This window comes from Pseudoalteromonas sp. SR43-2, assembly GCF_014163885.1.
Lineage (GTDB): Bacteria > Pseudomonadota > Gammaproteobacteria > Enterobacterales > Alteromonadaceae > Pseudoalteromonas > Pseudoalteromonas distincta.
The window spans coordinates 83,535-96,057 of sequence record NZ_JACJED010000007.1 but is presented as its reverse complement, the minus strand read 5'-3'; the positions used below and the strand labels follow the sequence as shown (position 1 = coordinate 96,057).

Here is a 12,523-nt window from a genome sequence, read left to right as displayed (position 1 = left end):
TTTTAGCCAATAAAAAACCCGCCGAAGCGGGTTTTTAAACAAACTCTAAAAGTTATACAGCTTGTTGAATAATCACGTTGTCTGCTTTTTTAGTGTAAGCAGGCATACGGTGGAAGTTTAAGTAACGGTAAGTATCTGCAGCCGTTGCATTAATCTTCGCTGCGTATTCTTGGTACTCAGCTGGAGTAGGTAGTTTACCTAAAATAGCCGCTACTGCAGCAAGTTCTGCTGAAGCTAAGAATACGTTCGCGCCATTACCTAAACGGTTAGGGAAGTTACGTGTAGAGGTAGACACAACCGTTGCTTTGTCTGCAACACGTGCTTGGTTACCCATACATAGTGAACAACCTGGAGTTTCGATACGTGCACCTACACGACCAAAGATACCGTAGTAACCTTCGTCTGTAAGCTGATCTTTATCCATCTTAGTTGGCGGGGCAACCCAAAGCTGAGTTGGGATACGACCTTTAAAGCCATCTAGTAACTTACCTGCTGCGCGGAAGTGACCGATGTTAGTCATACAAGAACCGATGAATACTTCGTCGATTTTCTCGCCAGTAACATCAGATAATAAACGTGCATCATCAGGGTCATTTGGAGCACAAAGGATTGGTTCTTTAATATCTGCTAAATCGATTTCAAGTACATGTTTGTACTCTGCATCAGCGTCAGCTTCCATTAGTTCTGGGTTAGCTAACCAATCTTGCATTGCAGTAATACGACGCTCAATAGTACGTACATCGCCGTAACCTTCAGAGATCATCCATTTAAGCATAACAATGTTTGATTCTAGGTATTCTGCGATAGACTCTTTAGAAAGTTTAACCGCACAACCTGCTGCAGAACGCTCTGCAGATGCATCTGATAGTTCAAACGCTTGCTCAACAGTTAGGTGTTCAACGCCTTCAATTTCTAGTACACGACCAGAGAATTCGTTAATTTTACCTTTTTTCTCAACTGTTAATAAACCTTCTTTAATACCGAAGTAAGGGATTGCATGTACAAGGTCACGTAAAGTGATACCTGGTTGCATTTCACCTTTAAAGCGAACCAAAATTGACTCAGGCATATCAAGAGGCATAACACCTGTAGCTGCTGCGAATGCTACTGCACCCGAACCTGCTGGGAATGAAATACCTAATGGGAAACGTGTATGTGAATCACCACCAGTACCTACAGTATCTGGTAATAACATACGGTTTAACCATGAGTGAATTACACCATCACCTGGGCGAAGTGACACACCGCCACGGTTCATGATGAAATCAGGAAGCGTATGGTGAGTGTTTACATCGATTGGTTTAGGGTAAGCCGACGTATGACAGAAAGACTGCATTGTTAAATCTGCAGAAAAACCTAAACATGCTAAGTCTTTAAGTTCGTCACGTGTCATAGGACCTGTTGTATCTTGCGAGCCAACAGTTGTCATTTTAGGTTCACAGTATTGGCCTGGGCGAATACCTGGAACGTTACACGCTTTACCAACCATTTTTTGCGCTAGTGTGAAGCCTTTTTCAGACACTTCTGTCACTGTTGGTACTTTAAACACATCAGTTGGACCTAAGCCAAGTGATGTACGTGCTTTATCAGTTAAACCACGACCAATGATAAGTGGTATACGACCACCAGCACGAACTTCATCTAAAATTACATCAGATTTAAGTTCAAAAGTTGAGATTACTTTGTCAGTACCGTGGCTCTTAACAACACCTTCGTACGGGTAAATATCGATTTGCTCACCCATGTTAAGCTCATCAACATTTAATTCAATTGGTAATGCACCTGAATCTTCCATTGTATTGAAGAAGATTGGAGCAATTTTATTACCTAGACATACACCGCCAACACGCTTGTTTGGTACGAATGGGATATCATCGCCCATGAACCAAAGTACAGAGTTAGTTGCAGACTTACGAGAAGAACCAGTACCAACAACGTCACCTACATATGCAAGTGGTAAGCCTTTAGTTTTTAATTCTTCAAGCTGAGAGATTGGACCTACTTCGCCTGGCTTGTCTGGTGTAATTCCATCACGTTCAATTTTTAGCATTGCTAAAGCATGAAGTGGGATATCTGGACGAGACCATGCATCTGGTGCTGGTGATAAGTCATCAGTATTTGTCTCGCCAGTTACTTTAAATACAGTAACTGAGATCTTTTCAGCAACAGCTGGCTTATTAGTAAACCATTCTGCATTTGCCCAAGACTCAATAATTTGCTTAGCGAATGTATTACCCGCTTTTGCTTTTTCTTCAACATCGTAGAACGCATCAAACATAAGTAATGTATTTGAAAGGCCTTTAACTACGATTGGTGCAAGTGTTTCGTCATCAAGTAGGTCAATCATTGGCGCGATATTGTAACCGCCCAGCATTGTACCTAATAATTCTGCCGCTTTTTCTTTAGAAACAAGTGGAGAATTAGCTTCACCTTTAGCTACAGCTGCTAAAAATCCCGCTTTAATATAGGCAGCATCATCAACACCAGCTGGTATACGCTGAATGAACAAATCTAAAATGAATTCTTCTTCACCTGCAGGTGGGTTTTTTATTAATTCAATAAGATCAGCAGTTTGCTGAGCATCTAATGGCGCTGGTACGATACCTAACGCGGCACGTTCTTCTACGTGTTTACGATATTCTTGTAGCACAATATTGCCCTCTTGGTGACGTGAAAGTATCCGGTAGCGCTTTGGGCGCAAATAAGTTACCCAATACTTATAGTATTCTAACGCGTAATTATAAAGCTTTTATGGATAGATGAAAATCCATCCAGTTGCGCAACTGATTATACCGATTATAAATACTATGAATAGTGGTTGTGGTAAAAACTATTTTCATGAATACTTATTAAGTAAGAATCATTACCATTAACTAATATTAATTTATTACAGGCATAAAAAAACCCAGCACTTGGCTGGGTCTTTATTACAAACTATTTAATTAACGTAAAACTTTAACGTTTTTGATAGTTTTGATATGCGCTTCTACACGACGGTTTTCTGCGTTTGCAGCTTTAGTGTTTGCATCATTTTTAAGACGCTCTTCACCTAAACCAACTGTAGTAATACGGTCTTCAGCAATACCATCAGCAACAAGTTGCTTAGCTACAGCATCAGCACGTTTTTTAGATAACCATTTATTGTAAGTTGCTTTACCTACAGCAGAAGTGTGACCTTCTAATAGTACTGTTGTATCTGGGTACTCTTTTAAGAATGCAGATACTTTTTCAATATCATTTAAGTATTGAGTAGATACTGCAGAAGCATTGTTAGGGAAAGTCACTAATAAGCTTACTGTTACTTCTTTATCTTCATATAAAGTACAACCAGTACCATCTACAGCATCAGTCATAGGTGTGTTAGGACACTTATCATCTGCGTCAAGAATGTTATCGTTGTCGCTGTCTACAGGAGCTACAGCTACTTCAACCACTTTAGGCTCTGGAGCTGGTTTTACTGGCTCTACAGGAGCAGAGTTTTGGCCAAATAAGTAGTTAATACCAATTTTAGCGCCAACATCTGTGTAACCACGGTCAAGACCTTGGTATACAGCTGTTTCAGCATTTACAAATAAGCCATCTGTAATGAAATGTTGGTAACCAACACCTGCATTTAAGAATGTGTTGTCATCAACTACGTCAATTTCTTTAATACCGAAAAGACCATAGAAAGGACCGCCGTCTAAATGGTAAAGAGCATCAATACCGTAACGCTCGCCATCAATATTGTTACGGTTGCCAGCAACTTTATCAAAAGCATTAAAATCCATGTCTGCATATTCAAGACGTGCGCTCCAGTAATCACTGAAACGGTAACCTGCTTCAACACCCCAGCCAGTTGATTCGTTTACATCAAGACCGGCTTGGTCACGCATGTTTTTCCAAGATGCGTCATAGTAGTCGCCAAATGCGCCAATGTAGAAACCTTCTTCTTTATCAGCAGCGAATGTAGATGCGCTAGTTGCAGCCAACGCGATTGCAATTGTAAGTGATTTTAATTTCATTGTTTTCTTCCCATTTGAACAATTTTAAATTGTAGCTAATCGATACTAGCTCAATCAGTTTTATATAGACTAACTGAGCCTTTGTTAATCAATACTTAACGAAAAATAAAGTTTATTACTTTTTTCTATGCCTTGTCGCAACACACATCCACTTACTATAGGCGAAATTAAAACTTTATTGAAAAATAAATATAGTAGTTTTTTGTAAATTAGTACTTAGCAAGGAATGTAAGAGCAATTAAATTAAATGCACTTATAAATGCAAAGAAATATTGCTTGGTTTTAATTGTGCGCATAATACCACCAGAATTAGCATTCCCCTAGGTATATGCGCATGTTTGATTAAAAAATGACTCTTTTTAATCATGCGGTTATATTTAAAGTTAAGTATTAAGTACCACAAAAAGTCTGGTAGTCATTATCATTCGTCGGTGGAGAGCAAAACTCTGATAACTTTTCACCGTAAGAGTATGGATTACCGGCTATTTTTATAAAGCGCTGTAGTAACTCGCTGGATCCTGTAGCGTTATATTGTGCAATTATTTCTTCGATCACATGATTTCGCGGTATAACACGAGGATTTGCAGCTCTCATTACTTCATAACTATTATCGTCAGTTAAACTTACCCACCTAGCTCTCCATTCAATTAGCGACTCAGGTACGCTTTTTTCTCCTTTTAAGGATTCAGTAAGCGCATCAAAGGTATTGGTGTAGTCGAGCTGATTATCTTTTAATAGCGTTAACAACTCTGCTATTAACTCGCCACTACTATCGCTAGATTCATTTAAACCCAGTTTTTGTGCCCACATAGCCGTAAACTCAGTATTAAACTGCTCAGCAAAACTATTAATAAATGGCGTCATTAATGAAACCGCTTGCTCGTCATCATCGCTAATAAGCGGTATTAAGCTCTCAGCTAAGCGTGCGCAGTTCCAGTTAGCTATATTAGGTTGATTACCGAATGCATAGCGGCCTTGTTTGTCTATAGAGCTAAATACGGTATCAAAATCAAAGCTATTCATCATGGCACACGGGCCGTAATCAATGGTCTCTCCGCTAACTAGCGTATTATCTGTATTCATTACTCCGTGAATAAAGCCAACACGCATCCAGCTCACAACTAGCTTAACTTGGTTTTTAATCACAGCGCCTAAAAATGCTAAGTATCGCTGCGAACCTGTATCGGTTATTTCTGGGTAGTGTCGCTCTATAGCTAAATCGGCTAAATTTTTAAGCCCTTCAACATCGCCTTGCGTCGCTAAATATTGAAATGAACCAACACGAATATGGCTCGTTGCTACACGCGTAACGATAGCCCCTGCTTGTGGCGGATTACGATAAACCGTTTCGCCACTGCCAACAACCGCTAAGCAGCGTGTGGTTTTAACTCCCAGTGCATGCATTGCCTCGCTCATTACGTATTCACGAATAGCAGGGCCAAGAGCACAACGTCCATCCCCACCTCTTGAGTACGGAGTAGCACCAGAGCCTTTTAATTGAATATCCCATAACTGGTTTTCATCATCACTAATAGCGCCCAGTAAGTGCGCTCGTCCATCGCCTAAGCGTGGTGAAAAATGTCCAAATTGGTGCCCAGAGTAACCAAGTGCTACTGCAGGAATCGCCTGTTTTTCGTTACCGCTAAAAGTGCTGGCACGCAAATCAGCCGCAACGTTAATATTAAATTGTATTGCTAAGCTCTCATTCCACAGTAATAGCTGAGGAGAGGCGACACTTGCAGGGAAATCTTCTATTGCGAAGTTTTCCGCAATATCTGTGTATCTTGGCACTAATTTCATGGTAATTCCTATTATTGCTGACTTATACCAACACGGTTGTCACCTACGCCATAAGCCACAATTAAGCTTAACTCTTGCATACTTAAGCCGCTTTGCTTTTGCATTTCGTTAAAAAAAGCTTGGGCTGCATTTAGTGACTTTTTAGTTTGTAAGCCGCCGTCTATAATTTTATGGGCACGCAAATAATTCTCTAAGTCTCTAATCACATCTATGAATTTCTTTAAAATGTTACTAATCATGTTTAATGCGGTTTTAGCCTTAGTAACAAAAACTGTTGTAAAAATGAAGGCATTATTTAATTTCACATTATTTTTCAGAAGCAATGTTACTATTTTTAATCCGAGTTATTTAGGATAACCCAACATGGTTATCACCTATGGAATACGCAACAATTTGACTTATCTCTTGCAAACTAAGCTTCGATTCGGACTGCCATTTCAAGAATGTTTCTTGGATAGTATTTAAACTTCGTTTAGTAGTAAGGCCCCCATCTATTAGTCCATAGCTTCTAAAGTATGCTTCTACATCTTTGCTAAGTATAAAAGTATCCTTACCTAGTTTACGTAAAGCATAAGGCCCAGTATTGCCTCCCAACCTGCTACCATTAGCTTTTAAGTATGCCCATAATCCAATGATGTTTTTATCAGGCCACTCAGCAAGCCATTTTCCAACTGAGCCATATTCATCGCTAATTTCTTTTAGCATGAATGCATTTTCCCGAATCGTTCTTACCTTATTGTAATTGCGTATAATTGCAGGATCTTTGGCTTTACGTTCAAGCATGTCATCAGGCATCATAATTAATTTTTCAATATCGAATCCCCAAAATACATCTTCAAATGACTCCCACTTTTTCTCAACAACGGACCAGACAAATCCTGATTGAAAAACCTTCTTAGTCATTTCAGATAAAACTCGATCATTAGAAATGTGACGCAGCTCATCTGCATTTAAAGGCTTACTTATTAAACTTAATAATGCTTGTTCGCCACCTTTTCTATCTACAGCTCGCAAATATAGTTTTTCGAAGTTTTCCATTCTAATTTGCCTCAAATTATGTGCTTGATTTATCAGTAAATAAAGTCTACTTGTTACTGATGATATATAAAAGTCTAGATTTTATTTTTGTTTATGAGTGCTATTAATTATTCTTCACACCGTACTTTAATGGCCTAAGAGCAAGGTAACAAAATCCCTTTTAAACTTACGCATAAACCATACATGGTATATCAGACTTAATTTAGAATGTTAGAACAATACAATATTAAAAGTTTGTAATCTCTCGCAACTGAATTTATTTAACGGCAATCCAAATTCCTGATTCCTCACACCCTAAATTAACAAAAAAAGCTAAAATGCTCTCATCTGTAACGTCCTAAAACATTATTCATTTAATTAGTTAAATTCTTACAATTAATACTGTAATGCTATGCAGAATCTAAAAAGCAGAACACAAGATGAGGGTAAGTACTTACAAACTAAAACGTGTAAAAAATTAACCAAAAAAAAATGCTAAGATTCTTGAATCATTACAAAAAACACACTATGTTGTATTTACAAAATCAAAAAGCACTATATATAGTATCTCACTACTAAGAGGCTACCTATAATGCTTTTAATAGAAATAAATTTTAAGTATGTCCATATCGAGTTCAAAATTACTATTTCAACTAAGAACTAGTACATCGGATATGCTTTCCTAATAGACAGGCGGAAAACGTGGAAGTAAATAAAAACGAAAATAAAATTAAAATTTTGAGTCTAAATGGGGGAGGTATACGTGGGCTTTTTACAATTAGTGTTTTAGCTGAGTTAGAACAAATTATTGAAGATAAATCTCAAAGCACAGATGTCAGAATTGGAAACTATTTTGATTTAATTACGGGTGCATCTATCGGTGGAATTCTTGCTCTGGCACTTGCCCAAGGGAAATCCGCACGAGAATTGAAAGAAATATTTTTTGATAGTGGCAGCTATATATTTCCAAAGTACAAAATCTTTGACACAAAAATTAAATTTATAAAAAGATTAATAGCACCTTTATACAAAAGTGATCCTCTCCGAGAAACAATAGTTAAAATGATCGGTGAAAACCTTAAGTTTAGTGATTTAACTCGAAGAGTTATGATCCCTACCGTTAACTTATCAACAGGTCGCCCTCAATTTTTTAAGACTCCGCACAATCCAAACTTTACAAGAGATGGTCGTCTAAAGTTAATTGATGCCGCAATGGCTACGTCAGCTGCCCCAACTTATTTTGCACCACATTTTTGGCCAGATTTAGGTGCCTACTTTGCAGATGGAGGTTTAGTCGCTAATAATCCTAGTTTTATTGGTTTACATGAAGTTTTTGGAGATATGAAATCAGATTTTCCTGACGCAACTCATTCTAATATTAATATTTTAAATGTAGGAACAATGGGGGAAGAATATGCAATAAGCCCAGACACCTTATTCTCCAAAAGAAAAAAAGGATACTGGGGATTATGGGGAACTGGTGAGAAATTAGTTCATACAACAATGACATCGAATCAATTACTTCATCAATACATGCTCAATCGAGAACTTACTGCAAAAGGTTGTGCTGAAAACCTAGTTCAACTTGACTGCAAGATTCCAAATGAAGCAGCTAGTGAAATTACATTAGATAATTCATCAAGGTCCGCGCTAGACAATCTTGCTACACGAGGCCAACAACTGGTTACTGAAGAATATGCTAAAAACTCTGCTTTAAGAAACTTCTTCTTAAAGCAGGCACTCCCATTCAAAACTTAAAAAACCATATATAAGAAGGAAAAAATAGCTATGTGGAACCTACATTCATTTTACACCAACCGAGAAACAGGTTTGATTGGTCAACTTGTACTGTCTGATGAAGAAGAAACGAAACTTAAAGAATTACGTCACATTGTCCGAAAACGTATTACCTTAGTATTTAATGAGGCAATCGCAATTGCGAAAGAAATTATTAAAAACAATCTAACTATTAATAATGTTAGCTTCAAATTGCAAAGTACTTTTATTCGACACTTATCACCCGAAGAGCAAAATACTGTTGCTGAACTAATCAACGAAATGGATCTTGAAACACTCAAAGAATTTATACAATTAAAACCAAGATTCATGACGCAAGGAAGCTTCCAATATAAAACTCTGAATAAGCCATTTCACCCTGGTCAAGAAATGGATATTGATGATGGTACTTATCTACCAATGCCTATATTTGAATCAAAGCCAAAGATTGGACATCAGCTTTTAACTTTATTAGTTGATAGTGCACTCAAATCTTTAGCAAATGAAAACCGAGGTTGGAAATTTGAAGCTAAAAGAACATGTGGACGTATAAAGATTACTGACAAACGTACCCATATTGATGTCCCTATGTATGCAATACCACGGGAGCAATTTCTTCAGAAAGAGGCCGCGTCTATGCTTTCAATGGATTCTAATCGTAAAATAATTGAATCTAAAGCTAATTTAAAAGATGAAGAATCATACCGTAGGCTAGACTCTGATTGTGTAAATCTAGCACTAAGAGATGACAAGCCTGGAAGCCCAAAGTGGATGAATAGTGATCCTAAGGTTGTTGAGGACTGGTTTATTGGAGAGTGTCGACGTATAGGGTTCCATCTTCGAGATATTTGTAGGTTCATGAAGGCTTGGCGTGATGCTCAATGGAACTTAGGCGGACCTAGTTCTATTTGTTTAATGGCAGCGACGGTAGAAGTGCTTAATAAAAAAGCTCATGACACTAGCGATATTGCTTCAGTGGTTAAAATTGTTGCAGAAAACCTTCCCTACGAATTCAGAAAGGGAGTTGAGAGCCCTGATGATACAGACGAAAGACCTCTTTTTCCGCCTGAATCAGAGCACAACGACAGAGAAAAAAATATCATTTGCAAACTGGAAGATTTATCTACCTTGCTTTCTAAAGCTGAAAATGCTGAAACAAAACTATCTGCATTGAATATACTCTCAGAAGTTTTTGGAGAGCGCGTTAAAAATATAAGCTTAATAAAAGTAAAAGCTGCCGCTTTAGCATTTGAATCTGAACCGGCTCAAGCAAACTCACCTGCGAAAATAAGCACAACAATGGTTAGTGGATAAATTATAAATGGAACTAGTTCATCATATTTTACTAAATCTAGAGTTTCAATTTGTAAACTCAAGGAAGCTTTCTCGAGAATTAATTAGAAAGCCCTTTAATCTTAATAATGGTGCTTATATTAAGGAGTTTATAGTAAATGGTGAGCTTTTTATCATTGCTCTGATTATACCTAATGATCCACATATTAAACTTCCATCAGCATACGTTATTAGTATGCCTGATATATACAAAGACAAGCTAATTCCACACATCTCTCACGAAGGGTATTTATGTTATGTCGAACAAAAAGAGGCTGACTGGGACCCTAATGATCTGGATACCCTATACAAAAATATAGATTCTCAAATCCAATCAACATTAATTAAATCTTTTCAAAATCAATCAGAGAGTGATTCTGAGTTTGAAAATGAGTTTGTGTCATATTGGCCATCTGATAATTTTTTATATTTATTAAGTCATAGAGATAAATCTTTTAATTTCATTACTATTCAGTGTACATCCGTCGATGAAAAAAGTGTGGGCGATTATGAGTTCATTACTATAAACATTGGAAATAAAAAGCCCGATGAATATTTTGAGGACCATGAGTTAAATCAATGGTTATCACAAAGAAAATTAAAGATAGATAATAAAAATAATTTTGGAATAAAAACTCATTATGTTTCGGTATCTCCCGATAAACTAGCTGGTATAAATTGGCCCCCAAATAACTTGGGACACCTCATAAACTGGCTAGAGGAGGTTAATTGTAGTGCTCGCGATCATCTAATATATAGCTTAACGAGTAAGAAAGAAAAGAAACATATTTTGTTACTTGATATTGATAAGCAAGATCCGATTGCGGTTCATATCGAACTAAATGTACAAGCATTTGACTTCAACAGAAGGGCTAACAAAAAGAAAAAAAATAAGATCTCTTTTAACTCTCTTTTAGCTGTTGTACGCAGCAATAAATTTTGTAATCACTTCAAACGTTTTTCTGTTATTAAAGCTGATACAACAACGCTACAAAGTCGAGATAAAAAAAGAGAGCTTCAACTTAACTCTCAGCGTGTAGCCCTTATTGGATGCGGCACTATTGGTGGTTACTTAGCTAGTTTGTTAATTAGAAATGGTGCAGGTTGTAGTAACAAGCAATTTGATCTTTATGACGATGATATTTTGATGCCACACAACTTCTCACGGCACGTATTAACATCCTCTAGCTTTGGAAAAAACAAAGCTGTGGAACTAGCCAACAATTTAACTCAGTCAATACACACTGTAAAATCAGTTCATGGTTTTGCTAGTTCGTTTCCATTAAATGAAAATGTTTTATCTAAATACGATATTATTATTGATGCAACTGGTCGGCCTCCTTTTTCAAAAAGGCTTTCGCATGTAGTTAGGTTATTACCACAGCTAAAAAGACCGAATGTAATACATGCATTTAATGACGGAAATGGGCGCGCTTCTAAAGTGCTTGTAGATATAGGTCATAGTTGCTACAAGTGTATGACTATAGACAAGACTATCCACCAACGAAATGGTGATACACGTTTTGCCTCTAACATTATTGATAAGTCTGCACGTAAAGTAAGTTGTGGTAATACATATACAATTTATGATGCTTCAGTGAGCCATATAACTGCAGCAATTGCTCAAGAGGCAGTTTTGAATACTTTAGAGAGTAGTTTACCTTGGAGCTATAGTGAGTTTATTTTAGATGAGCAGTTTCGTACCGGCAAACGAAGAATATTAAAAAGGCAACCAGAATGTCCTATTTGTTATGAAGACAGTATGTGAATTAGTTTTTGAGGATGAAGTTGGTAATACTGTCGTTATCTTAGAGCATGTATTTAATACCATGCTAGATTATCGCCAATTAACTCCTACCTCATTAGAGGCTGCAGGTGTATTAGTTGGTGAAAGAAGAGGTTCACATCTAATAATATGCGACTTATCAGTGCCCAATACTGGAGATATCAGAAGTAGGTATCGAGTTGATAGAAAAGGGAAGCATCACCAGAGCAAAGTTATTGAGTGCTTTTATTCATCAAATGGCTTTCAACAATATATTGGAGAGTGGCATACACACCCAGAGGACCACCCCTCTCCGTCATTTTTGGATAAACAATCATGGAAAGAAAATCTGGTAGCAGATGTTCCTATGCTTGCAATTATTCTTGGTCGGAAGGCTTTATGGATCGCTCGTAAAGAAGGCAATAAAATACGCGAAATGCGTGAAGTTGATTTATCAAGTAATATAAAACAGCTTCTACCAAAATAAAGCATTTTATTAAAGTTCGGCTTTATACTTTTGTCTTGTCGGTAGCACCTCTTCAAATTCACAGTCTAGCGCATTTACTAACTTGTATAGGGTTTCGAGCTTAATATTAACATTACCTCTTTCCATTTTTCCGTAGTTACCGCGCTCTATACCGACATAAGTGGCAAAACCTTCTTGCGAATAACCTGCTTCTTTGCGTTTTTTTCGTAGCTTTTCACCAAAATTTTTAACTAAATCACTCACCTGATCTTCCTCAAGGAAAAATGATTAGATTTTCATGTTGAGCGCTTTACTACCACGCCCTATAATACCCATTATTATAAGAAGTCTATTAGGATTTAC

Annotated in this window: 10 protein-coding genes; 4 read left to right on the top strand and 6 right to left on the bottom strand. The window is 37.2% G+C overall.

Features of this window, described 5'->3' with window-relative positions:
* Window positions 1-52 precede the first annotated feature (52 nt).
* From acnB to H5120_RS08205, 5 genes are all read right to left on the bottom strand, one after another.
* Window positions 53-2,650 carry a bifunctional aconitate hydratase 2/2-methylisocitrate dehydratase gene (acnB, locus tag H5120_RS08225; RefSeq protein ID WP_039488618.1) on the bottom strand — a complete coding sequence of 866 codons (2,598 nt, stop codon included), beginning with the start codon at window positions 2,648-2,650 and terminating at the stop codon, window positions 53-55.
* A 292-nt stretch (window positions 2,651-2,942) separates the two neighbouring features.
* A complete protein-coding gene (locus tag H5120_RS08220) occupies window positions 2,943-4,004 on the bottom strand; it encodes an OmpA family protein (RefSeq protein ID WP_182671867.1) in 1,062 nt (353 codons plus the stop codon).
* 390 nt (window positions 4,005-4,394) lie between these two features.
* The gene (locus tag H5120_RS08215) at window positions 4,395-5,804 is read right to left on the bottom strand and encodes a YdiU family protein (RefSeq protein ID WP_182674072.1); all 1,410 of its coding nucleotides are present in this window, start codon (window positions 5,802-5,804) and stop codon (window positions 4,395-4,397) included.
* An 11-nt stretch (window positions 5,805-5,815) separates the two neighbouring features.
* The gene (locus tag H5120_RS08210) at window positions 5,816-5,986 is read right to left on the bottom strand and encodes a hypothetical protein (RefSeq protein WP_404936369.1); all 171 of its coding nucleotides are present in this window, start codon (window positions 5,984-5,986) and stop codon (window positions 5,816-5,818) included.
* Between the two features lie 166 nt (window positions 5,987-6,152).
* The gene (locus H5120_RS08205; RefSeq protein WP_182674071.1) at window positions 6,153-6,842 is read right to left on the bottom strand and encodes a DNA-3-methyladenine glycosylase I; all 690 of its coding nucleotides are present in this window, start codon (window positions 6,840-6,842) and stop codon (window positions 6,153-6,155) included.
* A 681-nt stretch (window positions 6,843-7,523) separates the two neighbouring features.
* Here H5120_RS08205 and H5120_RS08200 point away from each other — a divergent pair.
* Genes H5120_RS08200 through H5120_RS08185 form a run of 4 tightly spaced genes read left to right on the top strand, consistent with a single transcriptional unit; the run spans window position 7,524 to window position 12,181 of the window.
* Entirely contained in the window at window positions 7,524-8,579 is a 1,056-nt protein-coding gene (locus tag H5120_RS08200) for a CBASS cGAMP-activated phospholipase (protein WP_182674070.1), read from the top strand.
* A gap of 30 nt (window positions 8,580-8,609) precedes the next feature.
* Window positions 8,610-9,911, top strand: coding sequence for a CBASS cGAMP synthase (locus tag H5120_RS08195; protein WP_182674069.1), 1,302 nt, complete (start codon window positions 8,610-8,612; stop codon window positions 9,909-9,911).
* A gap of 7 nt (window positions 9,912-9,918) precedes the next feature.
* Window positions 9,919-11,697, top strand: a complete 1,779-nt coding sequence (locus H5120_RS08190) for an E2/UBC family protein (RefSeq protein ID WP_182674068.1) — start codon at window positions 9,919-9,921, stop codon at window positions 11,695-11,697.
* Complete coding sequence (locus tag H5120_RS08185) at window positions 11,681-12,181, top strand: Mov34/MPN/PAD-1 family protein (protein ID WP_182674067.1); 501 nt, start codon at window positions 11,681-11,683, stop codon at window positions 12,179-12,181. The genes H5120_RS08190 and H5120_RS08185 overlap by 17 nt, the downstream gene beginning before the upstream one ends.
* Before the next feature lie 9 nt (window positions 12,182-12,190).
* On the opposite strand, the gene H5120_RS08180 is transcribed toward H5120_RS08185, so the two are convergent.
* A complete protein-coding gene (locus H5120_RS08180) occupies window positions 12,191-12,424 on the bottom strand; it encodes a helix-turn-helix domain-containing protein (protein ID WP_182674066.1) in 234 nt (77 codons plus the stop codon).
* Window positions 12,425-12,523 lie beyond the last annotated feature (99 nt).